Below are 19782 nucleotides of genomic sequence, written 5' to 3' on the forward strand. Positions count from 1 at the left end.
TTTCAACATGCGTTTCCGGAATGGTTCAAAACAATGGGCATCAAATGCTCCGGCTCTCGCACCCCCCCGACAATATAGCCGGACATAAGATCACCGGTCCGTAACCCTGCATTTTTGCCTTTCAAAAGAAATCCGTATATTCCAATAAGATATACGGCAACAGCAACCGAGTCCGCGCCAGAGGCTCCGACGGCTTCCTGATCTCCGCGCAACGAAACTGGCCCCCAGGCGGTTTCAACTTCGCGCAGATGCCAGCTTAACCGTCCTCGTGTTCCGCCGGCGCTACTGCGAAAGGAAGATAGTACTTCTCCCCAGGCCGTTGCCCCGACAGGGATCGCCAACCTCCCGTCAACGCAGACAGGTGCTTCCACTCGAAGCCTGAACCTGTCCCCCGGCTTCGCCCCTCTGCTGCCTACGGCATCCACCACCGAAAGTTGCACAATGGTGCCGTCGATCCAGCGGGGAGCATCGGCTCTGTTCTGCGACACGCCTGGCAAAGGCGAAGCGAGGATCTGTGCATCTACTGCCGAGACCATGCAACTCGCGCTGAGCCATGCGCTCAAGACGAAACGCATCTTCATTGTGGCACCCCGTTGCGGAACTCCGTCTCGCCCCCGTCGGACATGGGTTGTTGCGTCGTTGCCAATGCCGATTGCGCCAACATGTCGCCGGCCGGCGCGCCCATGATGAACGGAAGATCCTCATCCAGAATGGCGGTGAACGCAGTTCCGCGAGGGATGCGGGCGCTTGTGCCGGTCATGATGAAACCCAATGGCCAGGAAGTCATGACAGCGCCTACGACTACCGCCGTACCCGTTACTCCCTTGTCGTTGATTCCGCCCGTCAAACGGACGCGGCGTCCGCTCATATTAAGGTGGACGGCGCGAACTTCGACGAAGCCCGACTTGCCCCACATGCCTTTGTTGCGAGCTTCAATGATCTCTCCTTCGCCGCGCGTTCCAGCGGGAATGACCACCAGCGGACCAATCATTACAGGAGCGACTGTTTCAATCGGAAATCTTTGACCGGAATAGGATTGCTTCTTCTTGGTGGTCAGGTCGGCCAAAATGCGAACCGCAAGCTTGGTGCCGACCGGCACATATTGGACGCTGGCGACACCCGCGGAGCTTGTCATCGGGGGCTGTGCCTGCGCCGGGATTACTCCAATCGAAGTCGACCATAAAATCGTAGCGAGTAGTTTCGGCACGTTCTTCCCCCTTCACGAACTGAACTTGCCGCGACACTACTGCCTTGTTTTATTTACGCTTCTTCGCATTTAGCATTAGCTCGAAAAATTCAGCAGCTAATCCAAATGGCTAGCTGACGATGATCGCGAGTCAGCCGGCTCCGCTAAGCTTTGCACTGCATATCGCGACAGGCGGCAGCATCTGCGATGCAGACGACCAAATAAGGCTCAACCGTAACCCAGCAGCAACAGCATCCTCAAAAAGCGTCCTATTTGTCCAACAGGGGATATTTTCGCCTGTCCTATTCCGTCCCGACCGACCTACCAGACGCCGTCTTTGAAATGTCCGGCATATCAGACCCCCGCGGATACGCGCGCCCAGGCACGCGCGCGCATACACTGTGAACTTCGGCGGAAAATCACGGAAATCGGCCGCAATCAGCAGCCTCCCGCCCGACAGGATCAAGCGGCCTGCCGATGGCAAGGCATTTCGGATGATAGGGAAATTTGGTGGAGCCTAGCGGGATCGAACCGCTGACCTCCTGCATGCCATGCAGGCGCTCTCCCAGCTGAGCTAAGGCCCCATCGTTTGCGGCATCATGCCGCATCCCAATGGATCAGACCATGTCCGGCGTCAAAGCCGTCGGCCTTATGTCTGGACGTCCCGTGCCCAAATCACCAGGAGCGTTGATCGAGGTCATTTGCAACCTCGCCAAGCCCCTTGCTTGCGCTCGGAAGTTTTTCGGAAAAATGTCCCAGGGACATTTCATTTCCCGAAAAACTGGTGGAGCCTAGCGGGATCGAACCGCTGACCTCCTGCATGCCATGCAGGCGCTCTCCCAGCTGAGCTAAGGCCCCGTTTCCAGTGTCGGCGCCGTTTGGGTCCGGCGCCTCGGAGGCCGCTGCCATTAGGTGGCAGCGAACTCCTTGGCAAGCACAAAATTCAATTAATTGTCGTCGTCGCCATCGTCCCCGCCGGCATCGACGCCCAGGTCGTCGTCGCCGCCCAGATCGACGTCATTGTCCGGCGAATCGCCGTCATCATCCACGTCCAGATCCAGGTCCAGATCGTCGTCGGCCGTCTCCATTTCACCGTCGGCGGTTTCGATGACCTTCTTGGGCGCTTCCTCATAGGGCAGCGGCTGCTTCGACTTCAGCACGGGTTCCGGTTCCCAGGCGGTGCCGCAGTTGATGCAGGTGACCGGGTCATCCTTGCCCAGGTCGTAGAAGCGCGTGGCGCATTTCGGGCAGGTACGCTTCGTGCCCCATTCAGCCTTGACCATGTCCGGCCTTATCCTTCTCTTGCGAGTGCTCAAAACAGAAATTACGCGGCACGACAGGGTCGCCCGCGAAGAGACGGCGCCTTGCCATAGCGAGGCCGCGCTGTCAAAAGCCGGGCGCATTTTTTCAAGTTTTGCAGACGGATTGACCCGTGACCGCTTTTTCCGACCAGCCGACCCCGATGACCTTCACCGCCTCCCCCGCCCTTTCCGGTTCGATCCACGTGCCGGGCGACAAGAGCATTTCGCACCGATCGCTGATGCTTTCGGCGCTGGCCGTGGGCGAAAGCCGGGTCGAAGGACTGCTGGAGGGAGAGGATGTGCTGGCCACCGCGGCCGCCATGCGGGCCATGGGTGCGGACATCAGCAAGGATGCGGACGGCATCTGGCATATCCACGGCGTCGGCGTCGGCGGCCTGCTTCAACCGGACGGCCCGCTCGACATGGGCAATAGCGGCACCTCCACCCGCCTGTTGATGGGTCTTGTCGCCAGCCACGCCATCACCGCGACCTTCGTGGGCGACGCCTCGCTCAGCAAGCGCCCCATGGCGCGCGTCACCGATCCGCTGTCCCGCATGGGCGCGAGTTTCACAAGCAGCCCCGGCGACCGCCTGCCGCTCACGATGCGCGGCGCCTGCCCGGCCGTACCGCTCGACTACCGCCTCCCCGTCGCGTCGGCGCAGGTGAAGTCGGCCATCCTGCTTGCCGGGCTCAACACGCCCGGCATCACCCGCATCGTGGAGCCGGTCCCTACCCGCGATCATAGCGAGAAAATGCTCAAGGGCTTCGGCGCAGACCTTGAGGTCGAGGTGGAAGCGGACGGCACGCGCATCATCACGCTCAGGGGCGAAGCGGAACTTCTTCCGCAATCGATCACCGTTCCCGGCGATCCTTCCTCGGCCGCCTTCCCGATGGTCGCCGCGCTTCTTGTGCCGGGATCGAAGGCCACGATCGCCAATGTCGGCCTCAACGCAACCCGCGCAGGCCTTGTCGATCTGCTGCGGGAAATGGGCGGCGACATCATTGTCGAAAATCCGCGCCAGGTCGGCGGGGAGCCGGTGGGCGACCTCGTGATCACCGCCTCGGCACTCAAGGGGGTGGAGCCGGATCCGGCGCGGGCGCCGTCGATGATCGATGAATATCCCGTCGCCTTCATCGCCGCCGCCCTGGCCGAAGGACGCAGCATATTCCGCGGACTGGAGGAACTGCGCGTCAAGGAATCTGACCGTATCGCGACCATGGCGGCGGGGCTGCGTGCCATCGGCGTGCAGGTCGAGGAACTGGAGGACGGCATCGTCATAGAGGGCAGCAATGGCACGCTCCTGCCCGGCGGCGGTCCGATCGCCACGAAGCTGGACCACCGCATCGCCATGAGCTTCGCGATTGCGGGCCTTGTCTCCAGCAATGGTGTAACCATAGACGACATGCGCCCCGTCGCGACCAGCTTCCCGGGTTTCACCACCCTGCTGCAATCGCTCGGCGCGCTGACATGACCTTCGATCTCGCCAGCATCATCGGGTTGATCGGCAGTGGCATGATGGTCTTTGCCTATGCCTACAGCAACATGGCGAAGACGCTGAACTTCATCCTGTTCAACCTGCTGAACCTGGTCGGCGCACTGCTGCTGATCTATTCGCTGACCATCCATTTCAACATCGCGTCCTTGGCGCTGGAGATCGTGTGGTCCATCATCGCGCTCATCGGCCTTGCCAAGGCATGGCGGAAAGGCAAAGCATCATGATCATCGCCGTCGACGGTCCAGCCGCTTCCGGCAAGGGCACCATCGCCAAGGCGCTCGGCCGTCATTATGGCCTGCCCGTCCTTGACACCGGCCTGCTCTATCGCGCTGTCGGGCTCGCCGTCTTGAAGCGGAGCGGTGATCCCGATCACGAAGCGGACGCTCTCGCTGCCTGCGATTTCGACGACGCCATGCTGAACGATCCTGCTCTGCGCAGCGAGGCCGTCGGTTCGCTCGCCTCCCGCGTCTCGATCCATCAGAGCGTGCGCCAGGCCCTCGTCAATCGACAGCGCGAATTCGCGACCCAACCCGGCGGCGCGATCCTGGATGGCCGGGATATCGCCACCGTCATCGCGCCCGATGCCGAAGCCAAGATCTTCGTCACCGCCAGCGTCCATGTTCGCGCCCAGCGGCGCTATCAGGACGCGCTCGACCATGGCGGCCATCCCGACATGGATAGCCTGATCGCGGACATCCAGGCGCGCGACACCCGCGACATGAGCCGCGACCATGCGCCGCTCCGTATGGCCGATGGAGCGGACTTGCTCGACACCAGCAATTTGACTATAGACGCCGCCGTCCGGCAGGCCATTGCACTGGTGGACGCCCAGTTGGAACGTCGGCGACAGGCCTGACGCGATGCCGGGTGCCGGGAGTTCCCAGGCGCCCTTTTCGCTTATCCACCGGGCGTCGACTCGTCAGGTCTTACGGATGTTCGCGCGGGTATTCGGCCCCGCGGACGATTTGGCCTGAAAGACCACCGGATACAACCGGTAGGCCAGCAATGAAGAATGAAGGAAACTACCATGGCCTCTACGGCATTCCCCTCGCGCGACGATTTCGCCGCGCTTCTCAATGATTCTCTCGGTGGCGAGGACGGCGGCTTCGAAGGTCGCGTCGTCAAGGGCACCGTTACCGGCATCGAAAACGACATGGCTCTGATCGACGTCGGCCTGAAGTCGGAAGGCCGCGTGCCGCTGCGCGAATTCGCCGCGCCAGGCCAGAAGGCTGACCTGAAGGTCGGCGACGAGGTCGAAGTCTATGTCGACCGCGTCGAAAACGCCCATGGCGAAGCCATGCTGTCGCGCGACCGCGCACGCCGCGAAGCCGCCTGGGACAAGCTCGAAGCCGAGTTCACCGAAAATGCTCGGGTCGAAGGCGTCATCTTTGGCCGCGTCAAGGGCGGCTTCACCGTCGACCTCGACGGCGCCGTGGCGTTCCTTCCCGGTTCGCAGGTCGATATTCGCCCCGTGCGCGACGTCACCCCGCTGATGGATATTCCGCAGCCCTTCCAGATCCTGAAGATGGACCGCCGCCGCGGCAATATCGTCGTGTCGCGCCGCGCCATTCTGGAAGAAACCCGCGCCGAACAGCGCAGCGGCCTCATCCAGACGCTGGCCGAAGGTCAGATCATCGAGGGCGTCGTCAAGAACATCACCGATTATGGTGCGTTCGTTGACCTGGGCGGCATCGACGGCCTGCTGCACGTCACCGACCTGTCGTACAAGCGCATCAACCACCCGAACGAGATGATCAACATCGGCGATACCGTCCGCGTGCAGATCATCCGCATCAACCGCGACACCCAGCGCATCAGCCTTGGCATGAAGCAGTTGGAAAGCGATCCCTGGGAAGGCGCTGCCGCCAAATATCCGGTGGGCGCCAAGCTGTCGGGCCGGGTCACGAACATCACCGAATATGGTGCGTTCGTCGAACTGGAAGCTGGCATCGAAGGTCTGGTCCACGTTTCGGAAATGTCCTGGACCAAGAAGAACGTCCACCCCGGCAAGATCGTTTCGACCAGCCAGGAAGTCGAAGTTCTGGTCCTCGAAGTCGATCCCGAAAAGCGCCGTATCTCGCTCGGCCTCAAGCAGGCCCAGAACAACCCCTGGGACAGCTTTGCCGAACGTCACCCGATCGGTTCGACCGTCGAGGGCGAAGTCAAGAACGCGACCGAATTCGGTCTGTTCATTGGGCTGGACGGCGACGTGGACGGCATGGTCCACATGTCGGACATCGCCTGGGGCATTTCGGGTGAAGACGCCCTGGCTCTGCACCGCAAGGGCGAGACGGTTCAGGCCGTCGTTCTCGACATCGACGTCGAGAAGGAGCGTATCAGCCTTGGCATGAAGCAGCTTGAGCGTGGCGGCCCGGCTGCCGGCGGCACGACCGCCGCTGCCGCTGGTCTCAACAAGAACCAGACGATCACCGTCACGGTTCTGGAAGTCCGCGACGGCGGCCTGGAAGTCCAGGCGGGCGAGGACGGCGCGACCGGCTTCATCAAGCGCAGCGACCTGGGTCGCGATCGCGACGAGCAACGTTCGGAACGCTTCCAGATCGGCCAGAAGTTCGATGCGATGGTCACTGGTTTCGACCGTGCGAAGAAGCCGACCTTCTCCGTCAAGGCCCTTCAGATCGCAGAAGAGAAGCAGGCCGTGGCGCAGTACGGCTCGTCCGACAGCGGCGCGTCGCTGGGCGACATTCTGGGCGAAGCGCTGAAGGCCAAGAGCGAAGGCTAAGCGCACATTCGATATGTAACTTAAGTAATATGGCCCGCCGGAACTTAACTCCGGCGGGCTTTTTATTTTCCCAAAATGAGATTGACATACCGATATTGGCCGATTGTCAGAAGGTCGCGGATTCATTATAAATAAACCGGGAACCAGAAGGGGGAGTCTGGAGGACCAATGATACGCTCGGAACTCATTCAGAAATTGGCTGAGGAAAATCCAAACCTCAACCTCCAGGAAGTGGAAAGGATCGTCGATCTTTTCTTCAAGGAAATAGTCGATCGCCTGTCCAGCGGAGGGCGAGTGGAACTTCGTGGTTTCGGCGCCTTCACGACCAGAGCGCGCGACGCACGGACCGGCCGCAATCCGCGGACCGGCGAACAGGTGCCGGTAGATGCCAAACGCGTTCCCTATTTCAAACCTGGAAAAGAGATGCGGGAGCGCCTGAACGGCAAAGCTGCTCTCTGACCAAACCATGTCCTTGACCTGCGCGCCGTTAGCCTTCAGGGGTGGCGGCCTCAAGCGGACGTGGCGAAATCGGTAGACGCAGCGGACTTAAAATCCGCCTCCCCCTGGGAATGCGGGTTCAAGTCCCGCCGTCCGCACCAGCACTGATTTTGCTGGCTTTTTCGAAGGCTGGCGTTCACCTTTTTGCGTCACGTTCCGACAGCATTCCGACAAGGCTGCGTGCGCTCACGAACCGTTCTGGCCAAGAGTAGCGGCAATCCAGGCATCCACGGCCTCCGCCACAATGGGCCCGTCGAGGCCCATCCCGCCGGCTTCGATGGCGACATCATGTCCCGGCCGTCATGATATTTCGTGGTCAGCAGTTCCACTCGAGCGCTGGATCGATAGCCTTCCCGGTCAGTAAATCCATCGATACTTCCTGCGTCAGGCAGACCATGTCCCGCCTGTCATCATTCGGCATTTTTCCGGCTTGCGGTGCTTAGCGCTGGATATCCGCGGCATTTGTCGCGATGATCCGCCATGGCCGGCGCGATCAATCCTCAGAGTTTCAGCGATTCCCTTGTCATCCTGGGCGCTGCGGGGGTCGTGATCCCCGGCTTTGCTCGGCTTCGGATCAGTCCCGTCATAGGCTTCATCCTTGTCGGGCTCGCGGTCGGACCGTCTGGGCTGGGTGCATTGGTCGGCCAATATCCCTGGCTTTACCATGTCACGATTTCGAACAGGGCAGCGATTGAGCCCTTTGCCGAACTGGGCGTCATCCTGCTGCTTTTTTCCATTGGGCTGGAACTTAGTTTCCGTCGCCTTTGGACCATGCGCACGCAAGTGTTCGGCGTGGGCGCGGCAGAATTGATCGGCGGCGGCACGCTGATCGCACTTGGCCTTTATCTCCTTGGGCAGGCGCCAGCAGGCGCCTTTGGCCTTGGCCTTGCGCTCGCGCTGTCATCCACGGCCGTCGTTCTGCCGATGGTCGGCACCCAAAGCGCGGTTGGACGCGCGGCTTTTTCCATGCTCCTCTTCGAGGATCTGGCCCTCGTCCCCATCATCTTCATGTTGGGCGCCCTGGCTCCCTCCGTAGCTGCCAGTCCGGATGGCCCGTGGACCGAACTGGCGGACACGCTGCTCAAAAGCGGTATCACCATCGCCGTCATGCTGGTTCTGGGACGGCTCTGCCTTCCGCACATCTTCAGCCAGGCCGCCCGTACGAAAAGCCCGGAAGTGTTCCTGGCCGCCAGCCTGCTGGTCGTCATCGTCTCCAGCATGGCCACGTCCATCGCTGGCCTCTCGCCGATCGTCGGCGCGCTGCTTGCCGGGCTGCTGATCGCGGAAACCGATTATCACGGCGAAGTCGAGGTCATGACGGCGCCGTTCAAAGGACTGGCGCTCGGCGTATTCCTGATTACCGTCGGCATGGGCCTGGACGTACGCGTCATCCTCGCCAACTGGCCTACGCTCATTCTGGCGGTGATCGGCGTCGTCCTCGCCAAAACGATCGTAACTGCTGCCCTGCTCTACCTCTCCGGCGCAAGAAAAGGCGTCGCGCTGGAAGTCGGCGTGCTGATGTCCAGCCCGTCGGAAACCACATTGATCGTGCTGTCCGCCGCCGCCGCGGCGCAGTTGATCCTCCCGTCTACCGCCGCCTTCTGGCAGATCGTGACCGCGATCGGGCTGACCATAACGCCGCTGCTTGCGCGGCTCGGGCACGATGTTGCCCGACGGTTGGAGATGGCGCTGGGCGAAGAAACGCCGGAATTCACCGAAGACCATATCCAGGCGGCGGCGGTCGTGATCGGCTTTGGACGCGTGGGACGCATGGTCTGCGACCTCCTCAACCTGCACAAGCAGCGCTTCATTGTCGTGGAATCCGACCCGGATGTCGTCGCGGAGGCGCGTCGCGGCGGATATCCCATATTGTTCGGCGACGTATCGCGCGCCGAAATGCTCGACAAGCTTCGTCTCGGCCATGCGCGGGCGCTGATCCTGACGATGGACGACCCTGTCCTTTCCGTGCGCGTTACAAAGCGCGTCAGGGGATGGGTGCCCGATCTGCCGATCATCGCGCGGGCGCGGGATACCGATCATGCAGCGCAGCTTTATCGCGCCGGGGCGAGCGATGCCGTTCCGGAAACGCTCGAAAGCTCTCTTCAGCTAGCGGAAACCGCGCTGGTTGACCTGGGCGTCGCAATGGGGCCAGTCATCGCATCGATCCACCAGACCAGGGAGGATCTGCGCATGGGTATCAAGGATGCGGCCCAGCTCGAAACCGCGCCCAAGCTGCGCAGGCTGAGGGCAGATGAAGTGCCCTAATCCGGCGCCGGGGGTGGACTGAAGACGGACCAGCCTGTTTGCCTGGCCAGTTCTTCGAGCGCCAGCGTGCCAAGCTTGCTGTTCCCATTGTCGTTCAGGCCGGGCGACCACACTGCTATGGAGGCGCGACCGGGCACGATCGCCAATATGCCGCCGCCCACGCCTGACTTGCCCGGAATGCCGACGCGGAAAGCGAAATCGCCCGAAGCGTCATAATGGCCGCAGGTCAACATCAGGGCGTTGATCCGTTTTGCCCTGTTCGACGAGACAACCCGGCCGCCTTCGGGGTGCCGACCATCAAGCATCAGGTAACGACCGGCGAGCGCAAGCTGGCGACAGCTCATCTCGATCGCGCATTGATGAAAATAGGTGCCGAGTACCAGATCGACCGGATGACGGATATTGCCGAAGGCGCGCATGTAATTCGCCAGCGCCATGTTGCGAAAACCCGTCGCTGTCTCCGACGCGGCAACGGTCTCATTGATCGCGATGCTGTCGTCATTTGCCAGAAAGCGAACGAAGCGCAGCATTTCGCCAATGGCCACGCGAGGTTGATGGCCGCCCAGATTGACGTCCGCGACGACCACAGCGCCAGCGTTGATGAAGGGGTTTCGGGGAATGCCTTGTTCCTGCTCCAGTTGAACGATCGAATTGAAGGCATTGCCGGACGGTTCCCGTCCGACCCGCTGCCAGAGCTGATCGCCTATTTTGCCAAGCGCCAGGGTCAAGGCGAACACTTTTGAGATGGACTGGATCGAAAAGGCGGTTTCGGAATCGCCACCTTCGATCAGTCGGCCGTCCGCCGTCGCAACCGCTATGCCGAACTGGCCGGGATCGATTTTGGCAAGCTCCGGGATATAGCTGGCAACGACGCCGTGGTCTTCCTGCTCCGCCATATGGGCAACGATGTCGGCCAGGATCGCGGGTAGGTCCATGAGGAAAGCGGCGTCCATTTGCTACGGGGCTCGGCGGAACAGATTACACAATGACGAGCAAGAGCATGCCATTTTTCGGCATGCTGTCGTGGCGCATGAAAAGACAATGCGCGTCGCCATCTTCCATAAAGGACAAAACCGCACTGCTTTCTAGGAAGGAGCACGGTTCGCCAGGAATTGTCCGCCTTTCGCTTGTGAGGACCGGACCTGTCGGTTGGTTACGCCGGCACGCTGGCCAGCGCCGCCTTGACGGATTCTATGGCCGTCTGCGCCTTGTCCCCGTCCGGCCCGCCGCCCTGGGCCATGTCGGGACGACCGCCGCCGCCCTTTCCGCCAAGCGCTTCAACACCGGCGCGAACCAGGTCCACGGCGCTTATCGTGGCCGTGAGATCGTCCGTGACGCCCACGGCGATGCTGGCGCGCCCATCGACCACTGCCAGCACCGCGGAAACTCCGCTGCCCAACGCCGCCTTGTTCTGATCCACCAATCCGCGCAATTCCTTGGGGTCCAGCCCTTCGATCACCTGACCGATGAAATTGATCGCGCCGACCTTTTCAGGACCAGCCGCCTGGGCACCCGCCCCGCCAGCTCCTGCCCCGCCGAGCGCCAGCGCCTTCTTCGCTTCGGCCAGTTCGCGTTCGAGCCTGCGGCTCTGTTCGACCAGCGCAGTGATGCGGGCGGGGACTTCCTCGGGCGTGGTTCTGAGCGTGGCGGCGGACTGGCGCAAGCGATCCTCGCGGTCGGACAGCCAGAGGCGCGCAGCCTCCCCCGTCAGAGCCTCGATACGGCGAACACCGCTGGACACGGCCGATTCCGAGATGATCTTGAAGATCGCGATGTCGCCCGTTGCGCGGACGTGCGTGCCGCCGCAAAGTTCGACCGAATAGCTGTTCGCGTCCCCCCTGCCCATGGAAAGCACGCGGACTTCGTCCCCATATTTTTCCCCGAACAGCGCCATCGCGCCGGCCGCAATGGCATCGTCTGGGGTCATCAGACGTGTGGTCACCGCTTCATTGTGGCGGATTTGCTCATTCACCTGGGATTCGATCGTCGCGATCTGGCCATGGGTCAAAGCCTCTGGGTGCGAGAAGTCGAAGCGGAGGCGATCCGGCGCAACCAGGCTACCCTTTTGCGTGACATGCGCGCCAAGCTGGTTGCGCAATGCCGCATGCAGCAGGTGGGTGGCGCTGTGATTGGCGCGAATCCGGTCGCGACGGCTGACGTCGACGCTGAGATGCACCGTATCGCCCAGCTTGACGCTGCCCGCGCCGATCTTCGCACGGTGGGCATGGAGCCGGCCAAGCGGCTTGGCGGTGTCCTCGACATCCGCGACGAGTCCGGATTGCGAACTGATCGTGCCCGCATCGCCCATCTGGCCGCCGCTTTCGCCGTAAAATGGCGTCTGGTTGGTGATGATCGTCACCGTCTCACCCGCGGTCGCGCTGTCGAAGTTCACACCGTCCTTGACGATGGCAAGCACCTCGCCCTCGCCCTCGGTCGAACTGTAGCCGATGAACTCGGTATTGCCCGCCTTTTCGGCTATGTCGAACCAGATTTCGTCCGACGCCTTTTCGCCCGAGCCCTTCCACGCCGCGCGCGCAGCGGCCTTCTGCTCGGCCATGGCGGCGTCGAAGCCGGCGCGGTCGACGGTCAGGCCGCGCGAGCGCAGCGCGTCTTCCGTCAGGTCATAGGGGAAGCCATAGGTGTCATAGAGCTTGAACGCGGTTTCACCGGGCAAGGTGTCGCCTTCGGCCAGATCGCCGGTTGCTTCGTCGAGCAGTTTCAGGCCCTTTTCCAGCGTCTGGCGGAATCGGGTCTCCTCACGCAGCAGCGTTTCCTCGATCAGTGGCTGCGCGCGGACCAGTTCCTGATAGGCGCCGCCCATTTCGGAGACGAGGCTGCCGACAAGCCGGTGCATCAACGGCTCCTTCGCGCCGATGATGTGGGCGTGGCGCATGGCGCGACGCATGATGCGGCGCAGGACGTAGCCGCGGCCCTCATTGGCGGGCAGCACGCCGTCCGCGATCAGGAAGCTGGTCGAACGAAGGTGATCAGCGATGACGCGATGGCTGGCCTTGAACGCACCATCGGTGGCGGTCTTCGTCAGCGCACCCGATTCCTCGATCAGTGCCCGGAACGTGTCGGTGTCATAATTGTCATGGACGCCCTGCAGCACCGCCGCGATACGTTCCAGACCCATGCCGGTGTCGATGCTGGGCTTGGGCAGTTCGCTGACGATCTCGTTCGCTTCCTGCTCATATTGCATGAAGACGAGGTTCCAGATCTCGACGAAGCGGTCGCCATCTTCTTCGGGCGATCCGGGCGGGCCGCCCCAGATATGATCGCCATGGTCGTAGAAGATCTCCGAGCAGGGACCGCAGGGGCCGCTGTCGCCCATTGCCCAGAAATTATCCTTGGTGGGGATACGGATGATCCGCTCCTCCGGCAGGCCGGCGATCTTCTTCCAGAGGTCAAAGGCCTCGTCGTCGGTATGATAGACGGTCGCCGTCAGCCTTTCCGGCGACAGGCCCCATTCCTTCGTCAGCAGGGTCCAGGCATGGGTGATCGCCTGTTCCTTGAAATAATCGCCGAAGCTGAAATTCCCCAGCATTTCGAAGAAGGTGTGGTGGCGCGCGGTGTAGCCGACATTGTCGAGGTCATTATGCTTGCCGCCGGCGCGGACCGACTTCTGACTGGATGTTGCGGTCGAATAAGACCGCGATTCCAGCCCTGTGAAGACATTCTTGAACGGCACCATGCCCGCATTGACGAACATCAGCGTCGGGTCGTTGTGCGGCACCAGAGGCGCGGACGGAACGATGGTGTGGCCGTTGGCCCCGAAATAGTCGAGGAAGGAGCGGCGAATGTCGTTGGTCGAAGTCATTCGGGCGATTTAGTGGGAAGCGCTCCAACGCACAAGCGGGGCTTTTCGTCGTTTATGGGAATATCGCTTGATGGGGCGGGGATTGGGATGGGCGGCAGCACCGCACGTCCCGCCCCTCAGCACGAGACATGCTCCCAGCGCGAGGCTTGGGAGGCAGGCAGTCGAAAACTGATGGGGGAATGAGCGGACGTCGCACATTCCCCCATCAGACGATTGCAGGATTACTGCGCCTTGACCAGGGCGCGGTATTTGTGGAGCAGCGGCTCGGTATAGCCGTTGGGCTGGGCGACGCCCTCGAAGACCAGCGCGCGGGCAGCTTGCCAGGCGAGGCTTTCCGGGTTGCCGCTCATCGGGCTGTAAAGCGGGTCGCCCGCATTCTGGGCATCGACCTTGGCCGCCATGCGCGTGAACGCCGCATCGACCTGTTCGGCCGTGCAGACGCCATGGAGCAGCCAGTTCGCCATATGTTGCGACGAGATGCGCAGCGTCGCGCGGTCTTCCATCAGGCCGATGTCGTGGATGTCGGGAACCTTCGAGCAGCCGACCCCCTGATCGACCCAGCGGACGACATAACCGAGAATGCCCTGGGCGTTATTGTCCAGTTCCTGGGCAACCTCCTCCTCCGACCAGTTGCGGCCCGGCTGCGCGACCGGGATGGTCAGCAGCTTGTCAAGGGCGGCGACTGGTTCGGCCGCACGTTCCGCCTGGCGGGCGTAGACGTCGATCCGGTGATAATGGGTCGCGTGCAGCGTCGCCGCCGTGGGCGACGGCACCCAGGCGGTGTTGGCGCCGCTCTTGGGATGGCCGACCTTCTGCTCCAGCATGTCGGCCATGCGGTCCGGCGCGGCCCACATGCCCTTGCCGATCTGGGCGCGGCCCGAAAGACCGCAGGCGAGGCCGATCTGGACATTGCGATCCTCATAGGCCGTGATCCAGTCGCTGGTCTTCATCTCGCCCTTGCGGATCATGGGACCGGCGCGCATCGACGTATGCATCTCGTCGCCGGTACGGTCGAGGAAGCCGGTATTGATGAAGACGATGCGGTCCTTCACCGCCTCTATGCAAGCGGCCAGATTGGCGGAGGTACGGCGTTCCTCGTCCATGACGCCGACCTTCAGCGTGTGGCGGCCGAGACCCAGAAGGTCTTCGATCGCATCGAACAGGCGGTTGGTGAAGCCGACCTCCTCCGGACCGTGCATCTTGGGCTTGACGATATAGACGCTGCCCGTGCGGCTGTTGCCGCCCTCCTTGCTGAGGTCGTGCATGGCGATCAGCGTGGTGACGATGCCGTCGAGAATGCCTTCAGGCGCTTCCTGGCCATTGGGCAGCAGGACGGCGGGCGTCGTCATCAGATGGCCGACATTACGCACGAAGAGCAGGCTGCGGCCCGGCAGGGTGAAGGTGCTGCCGTCGGGCGCGGTGTAGCTGCGGTCCGGGTTGAGGGCGCGGGTCATCTGCGCGCCGTTCTTCTCGAACGTCTCGACAAGGTCGCCCTGCATCAGGCCAAGCCAGTTGGAATAGGCGGCGACCTTGTCCTCCGCATCGACGGCGGCGACCGAGTCTTCGAGATCGCAGATGGTCGTCAGCGCGGACTCCAGGATGACGTCCGCTATGCCCGCAGGATCGGTCTGGCCGATGGGGTGCGCGCGGTCGAAGACGACTTCGATGTGCAGGCCATTATGGCGGAAGAGACGGCCCTTCTCACTGCGGCCGAGATATTGGCCGGGGTCGGCCAGATTGATGTCTTCGCTGGCAAGGTCCGCCCAGGAGCCGGAGGCGAGCGGGACGGCTTCGTCGAGGAAGGCCTTCGCCCAGGCGATGACCTGCGCGCCGCGCGCGGCGTCATAGCCCTTGCCCGCGGCTGCGCCGGGAATGGCGTCCGTGCCGTAGAGCGCGTCATAGAGGCTGCCCCAGCGCGCATTGGCGGCATTCAGCAGGAAACGGGCATTGAGGATCGGGACGACGAGCTGAGGCCCGGCCAGGCGGGCAACCTCGTCATCGACATTCTCGCTGCCGATCTGGAACGGCGCGGGTTCGGGGACGAGATAGCCGATGTCGCGCAGGAAGCCCTGATAGGCGGCGGCATCGATGGGCTGGCCCGCCCTTTCCTGATGCCATGCATCGATCTGGGCCTGGATCGAGTCGCGCTTGGCCAGCAGGGCGGCATTTTCCGGAGCGAATTGCGCGAAGATCGCGGCAACGCCACGCCAGAAGGCGTCGGCGTCGATCCCGGTGTTGGGGAGCGCGCGTTCCTCGATGAAGCTGGCAAGTGCTTGCGCGACCTGGAGGCCTGCGCGATCGGTCATGCTGGTCATGGAATGATCTCCTTTTGACGCGGGAACATAGACGCGTCGCATTATGTTCGGTAGACGATATTATTCGAATTCAGATTTTCCTCTGGTGAAACAAATGATGGACCCCGATTACGACCTTTTCGCGACCATCGTCGAGGAAGGCGGCATGGCATCGGCGGGAAGAAGGCTGAATGTCTCGCCCGCCATGGTGTCGAAGCGGCTGGTCCGGCTGGAGGAGAGGCTGGGGACGCGGCTGATCCATCGAACGACGCGGCGGCTGGCGCTGACCCCGGCGGGCGAGCGACTGCACGAGGATCTGCGGGCGATCATGGCCGCGCTTGACGAGGCGGAACGACGCGTATCCGGCGCTTCGGCAGAGGCGGCTGGGACATTGCGCGTGTCGGCGCCCACATCCTTCGGGCGGATGCATGTCGCGCCCTATCTGGGCCGGTTTCTGGAAGCCCATCCCAAGGTGCGCATGCAGATCGATCTGTCGGACGATTATGCCGACCTGGTGGCGACGCGCGCCGACGTGGCCATCCGCATCACGGCGGATCCGGGGTCCGGCCTTGCCGCCCGGCGACTGGCGACCAACAGGCGCGTGCTGTGCGCGGCACCGCGCTATCTGGCCCGTTTCGGCGTGCCCGAGACGGCGGCCGACCTGCGCCGGCATCGCCTCTTGGCGGCGGAAGGGCAATTGCCCTGGCGGCTGCTGGGGCCGAGGGGGCCGGTCTCGATCGAAGGGACCAGCCATGTGCGCACCAACAGCAGCGAAATGGTGCGGGAACTGGCGCTTTCGGGCGTGGGCATCGCGTTGCGTTCGCTCTGGGACGTCAGCGACGCGCTGGAGCATGGGGATATTCGACAGATCATGCCGGATCATGAGGGATCTGTGGACGTCGGCCTTTATGCCGTTCATCTGCCGCAGAATAATCCACCGCTCGCCATCGCGGCCTTCGTAGATTTCCTGGTCGGGCTCTATGCTCCCAGCCCGCCATGGGAACGGTCGGGCATTGCTCCGGCTGAAAACCGGCTTTAAGGGGCCTTTCATGGACGAAAACACCCGGCGCGCCGCCTTAGACTATCACCGCTATCCTCAACCCGGAAAGCTGAGGATCGAACCGACCAAGCGCATGGTCAACCAGCGCGACCTGGCGCTGGCCTATTCGCCCGGCGTCGCCGCGCCCTGCGTCGACATTGCCGAAGATCCCGACAAGGCGATGGACTACACCGCGCGGGGCAATCTGGTCGCGGTGATCTCCAACGGCACGGCGGTGCTCGGCCTGGGTTCCATCGGCGCACTGGCATCCAAGCCGGTGATGGAGGGCAAGGCGGTCCTCTTCAAGAAATTCGCCGATATCGACGTGTTCGACATAGAGGTCGACACCACGGACCCGGAGAAGTTCGTCGAGGCCGTCGCCCTGCTGGAGCCGACCTTCGGCGGCATCAACCTGGAGGATATCAAGGCGCCCGAATGTTTCGCCATCGAGGCGGAACTGAAGAAGCGGATGAAGATCCCGGTCTTCCACGATGACCAGCATGGCACGGCCATCGTGGTTGCGGCGGCCGTCCGCAACGCGCTGGTATTGCAGGGCAAGACGCTGGCCGATGCCAAGCTGGTGACGTCCGGCGCGGGCGCGGCGGCGCTGGCCTGCGTCGACCTGCTGGTGTCCATGGGCCTGCCAATCGAGAATGTGACGCTGACCGACAAGGACGGCGTGATCCATTCGGGGCGCGAGGGCATGTTGCCGAACATGGCCCGCTATGCCCGCACCACTAATGCGCGGACGTTGCCCGACGTGCTGCCTGGCGCGAACCTGTTCCTGGGCCTGTCGGCGCCGGGCGTGCTGAAGCCCGAATGGTTGCCGTTGATGGCGCCTAATCCGCTGATCTTCGCGCTCGCCAATCCGGAGCCGGAAATCCGCCCGGAAGTGGCACGGGAGGCACGGCCTGACGCCATTATCGCCACGGGACGGTCGGACTATCCCAACCAGGTCAACAACGTCCTCTGCTTCCCCTACATCTTCCGGGGCGCGCTGGATGCGCGGGCGACAGAGATCAACGAGGCGATGAAGGTCGCCGCCGCCGACGCCATCGCCAACCTCGCCCGGATGCCCGCCCATGACAGCGTCGCCCAGGCCTATGGCGGACGCAAGCTGGTCTTCGGTCCTGATTACATCATCCCCACCCCCTTCGACCCACGCCTGATCGCGGAGATCGCCTGCGCCGTCGCGAAGGCAGCGATGGACAGCGGCGTCGCCAAGAAGCAGCTCGACCTGGAAGCCTATAAGCGCCAGCTCATGCAGCAGAATACGCGCTCGGCCCAGCTGATGCTGCCGGTGTTCGAGGCGGCGCGGGGAACGCAGCGGCGCATCGCCTATGGCGAGGGCGAGGATGAGCGCGTGCTGCGCGCCATTCAGGATGCACTGGAAGAAGGCATCGTACGCCCGGTCATCGTCGCGCGCAGGCGGATATTGAACCAGAAACTGCCGAACCTTGAACTGAGCTTCGAACTGGACCGGGATGTCGAGGTGGTCGATCCCGAAACCGACCATCTGCTGATGGGCGAACTGGTGGAGGCCTATCGCGCCGTCGCGGCGCGTCGCGGTGTTTCGTCGGCAGAGGTGGTCCGCCATGTCTATCGCCGGCCCAGCGTGACGGCGGCCATGCTGCTGCGCACCGGGCGGGTGGATGCCGCTCTGGTGGGCGGCAACAGCGAATATTGGGGCGAGGTCGAGCATGTGCTGCGCATCATCGATCGCACGCCCGGCAACAGCCGGGTCTATGCGCTGTCGGGGCTGATCCTGGACGCGGGCGCGCTGTTCATCACCGACACCCATATGGTGCCCGATCCAACGCCCGAGCAGATCGCGGAAATGGCGCTGCTCGGCGCGACGGAACTCAGGCATTTCGGCCTGACGCCGCGGGTGGCGCTGTTGTCCCACTCCAATTTCGGCGCATCCCATTCGCCCAGTGCGCGCAAGATGCGCGAAGCGATCAAGCTGGTGAAGAAGGCCGCGCCCGACCTGATGGTCGACGGAGAGATGCATGCCGATGCAGCGCTCAGCCAGGGACTGCGCGAGCGGCTGATCCCGGATTCGCGGTTCGAGGGGCCAGCCAACCTGCTAGTCATGCCCAATCTCGACGCGGCGAACATCACATTGACGGCGCTGTCGGCTTCGTCCAGTTCGCCCACGGTAGGCCCGATGCTGGTGGGGCTGAAGCAGCCTATCCATGTATTGACCCCCGGCGTGACGGCGCGCGGCATATTGAACCTGACCGCCATCGCGGCGGCGGAGGTCGAGCGGGAAGGCTGAAGCCTTAACCTTTTCCTGCCATGGCTTGGCCGGCAATGGACCGGTACCGCCCCAAGGGTGGAGCCGGTTCCCGTCGATCCCTGCCGGAAACGGTCGGGAGAATGCGCCCTTCCGGGCGGGATGACGATGATCGGGTAGTGGCAGGTTCATGGCGGGACAGGTTTCGACTGGAGTCAAGCTGGCGATCGGGGGCGGCGCAGCGGCGGTAATGCTGGTGCTGGGGCTTTCCCTCGGCCGCGGGCGCGACCTGCCTCCGCCTGAAACTGAAAGCGCTCCCACAAAAGAGCCAAAGCCAGTCAAGGCGGCCAAGGCGGCCGAACGCACCCGTGCCCAGCCCGTAGCGGTCGATCCCCAGGCGCTCATGGTCAAACGGGTGCTGGCCATAGACGGCCCCTTCCGCCACGGCGATTATGTCTGGAACGAAAGCGGCGCGCCCGCGACGGGACGGATCATCATCACCGTCGATCTCAAGGCGCAGACCTTGTCGGTCTTCCGCGCAGGCTATGAGATCGGATCGGCGGTCATCCTTTATGGCGCGGATGACAAGCCCAGTCCGCTGGGCGCGTTTCCTGTCATCGAAAAGGACGCCGATCATTATTCGCGAACCTACAACAATGCGCCCATGCCCTACACGCTGCGGTTGACCAGCGACGGCGTCGCGATCCATGGCAGCGACGTTCGTTGGGGCTATGCCACCCATGGCTGCATCGGCGTACCCAAGCCCTTTGCGAAAAGGCTGTTCGGCGTGACGAAGCTGGGCGACCTGGTCGTCATCACCAATGGCAGGATGCTGGATACCAGCCATGCCAAACCCGCCGCCTGAGTTGCGCGGGCCATCATTGCACCTGCAATAAAGTCACGCTCC

Annotated in this window: 15 protein-coding genes and 3 tRNA genes; 10 read left to right on the top strand and 8 right to left on the bottom strand. The window is 62.9% G+C overall.

Annotated elements, in window-relative coordinates:
• Positions 1–2 precede the first annotated feature (2 nt).
• From MRBLMA1_RS02945 to MRBLMA1_RS02965, 5 genes are all read right to left on the bottom strand, one after another.
• Positions 3–581 (bottom strand): hypothetical protein, encoded by a 579-nt coding sequence (locus MRBLMA1_RS02945; protein WP_363734928.1) that lies wholly within the window; start codon positions 579–581, stop codon positions 3–5.
• The gene (locus tag MRBLMA1_RS02950; protein WP_363734929.1) at positions 578–1135 is read right to left on the bottom strand and encodes a hypothetical protein; all 558 of its coding nucleotides are present in this window, start codon (positions 1133–1135) and stop codon (positions 578–580) included. The genes MRBLMA1_RS02945 and MRBLMA1_RS02950 overlap by 4 nt, the downstream gene beginning before the upstream one ends.
• 559 nt (positions 1136–1694) lie before the next feature.
• Positions 1695–1770: transfer RNA gene (locus MRBLMA1_RS02955), tRNA-Ala, on the bottom strand.
• 198 nt (positions 1771–1968) lie between these two features.
• Positions 1969–2044: transfer RNA gene (locus tag MRBLMA1_RS02960), tRNA-Ala, on the bottom strand.
• 89 nt (positions 2045–2133) lie between these two features.
• Positions 2134–2469, bottom strand: a complete 336-nt coding sequence (locus MRBLMA1_RS02965) for a TIGR02300 family protein (RefSeq protein WP_133654682.1) — start codon at positions 2467–2469, stop codon at positions 2134–2136.
• A gap of 149 nt (positions 2470–2618) precedes the next feature.
• Between MRBLMA1_RS02965 and aroA the strand changes: the two genes are divergently transcribed.
• From aroA to MRBLMA1_RS03000, 7 genes are all read left to right on the top strand, one after another.
• Entirely contained in the window at positions 2619–3959 is a 1341-nt protein-coding gene (gene aroA / locus MRBLMA1_RS02970; protein ID WP_363734930.1) for a 3-phosphoshikimate 1-carboxyvinyltransferase, read from the top strand.
• A complete protein-coding gene (locus tag MRBLMA1_RS02975; protein ID WP_133654680.1) occupies positions 3956–4207 on the top strand; it encodes a CBU_0592 family membrane protein in 252 nt (83 codons plus the stop codon). Before aroA ends, MRBLMA1_RS02975 begins: the two co-directional genes overlap by 4 nt.
• The gene (cmk, locus tag MRBLMA1_RS02980) at positions 4204–4839 is read left to right on the top strand and encodes a (d)CMP kinase (RefSeq protein ID WP_363734932.1); all 636 of its coding nucleotides are present in this window, start codon (positions 4204–4206) and stop codon (positions 4837–4839) included. Before MRBLMA1_RS02975 ends, cmk begins: the two co-directional genes overlap by 4 nt.
• Before the next feature lie 171 nt (positions 4840–5010).
• The gene (rpsA, locus tag MRBLMA1_RS02985; RefSeq protein ID WP_133654678.1) at positions 5011–6723 is read left to right on the top strand and encodes a 30S ribosomal protein S1; all 1713 of its coding nucleotides are present in this window, start codon (positions 5011–5013) and stop codon (positions 6721–6723) included.
• Positions 6724–6891: 168 nt separating this feature from the next.
• On the top strand, positions 6892–7182 hold the full coding sequence (locus MRBLMA1_RS02990) for an integration host factor subunit beta (protein WP_133654677.1): 291 nt from the start codon (positions 6892–6894) through the stop codon (positions 7180–7182).
• Between the two features lie 54 nt (positions 7183–7236).
• Positions 7237–7322: transfer RNA gene (locus MRBLMA1_RS02995), tRNA-Leu, on the top strand.
• Between the two features lie 379 nt (positions 7323–7701).
• Positions 7702–9486: a cation:proton antiporter gene (locus tag MRBLMA1_RS03000; RefSeq protein WP_363734933.1), complete on the top strand. Its 1785-nt coding sequence runs from the start codon at positions 7702–7704 to the stop codon at positions 9484–9486.
• Here MRBLMA1_RS03000 and MRBLMA1_RS03005 read toward each other — a convergent pair.
• From MRBLMA1_RS03005 to MRBLMA1_RS03015, 3 genes are all read right to left on the bottom strand, one after another.
• Positions 9483–10421 (bottom strand): glutaminase, encoded by a 939-nt coding sequence (locus tag MRBLMA1_RS03005; RefSeq protein ID WP_363734935.1) that lies wholly within the window; start codon positions 10419–10421, stop codon positions 9483–9485. The two genes, MRBLMA1_RS03000 and MRBLMA1_RS03005, sit on opposite strands and share 4 nt — an antisense overlap.
• Positions 10422–10639: 218 nt before the next feature.
• Positions 10640–13306 carry an alanine--tRNA ligase gene (gene alaS / locus MRBLMA1_RS03010; protein WP_363734937.1) on the bottom strand — a complete coding sequence of 889 codons (2667 nt, stop codon included), beginning with the start codon at positions 13304–13306 and terminating at the stop codon, positions 10640–10642.
• Between the two features lie 221 nt (positions 13307–13527).
• Entirely contained in the window at positions 13528–15621 is a 2094-nt protein-coding gene (locus tag MRBLMA1_RS03015) for a malate synthase G (RefSeq protein ID WP_363734939.1), read from the bottom strand.
• A gap of 94 nt (positions 15622–15715) precedes the next feature.
• Between MRBLMA1_RS03015 and MRBLMA1_RS03020 the strand changes: the two genes are divergently transcribed.
• The 3 genes from MRBLMA1_RS03020 to MRBLMA1_RS03030 all read left to right on the top strand — a co-directional run bounded on the left by MRBLMA1_RS03020 (position 15716) and on the right by MRBLMA1_RS03030 (position 19740).
• Complete coding sequence (locus MRBLMA1_RS03020; RefSeq protein WP_363734940.1) at positions 15716–16639, top strand: LysR family transcriptional regulator; 924 nt, start codon at positions 15716–15718, stop codon at positions 16637–16639.
• A gap of 10 nt (positions 16640–16649) precedes the next feature.
• The gene (locus MRBLMA1_RS03025) at positions 16650–18917 is read left to right on the top strand and encodes an NADP-dependent malic enzyme (protein ID WP_363734942.1); all 2268 of its coding nucleotides are present in this window, start codon (positions 16650–16652) and stop codon (positions 18915–18917) included.
• Between the two features lie 148 nt (positions 18918–19065).
• Complete coding sequence (locus MRBLMA1_RS03030; RefSeq protein WP_363734943.1) at positions 19066–19740, top strand: L,D-transpeptidase family protein; 675 nt, start codon at positions 19066–19068, stop codon at positions 19738–19740.
• The last annotated feature ends 42 nt before the right edge of the window (positions 19741–19782 follow it).

The sequence above is a fragment of the Sphingobium sp. LMA1-1-1.1 genome, assembly GCF_040676365.1.
Lineage (GTDB): Bacteria > Pseudomonadota > Alphaproteobacteria > Sphingomonadales > Sphingomonadaceae > Sphingobium.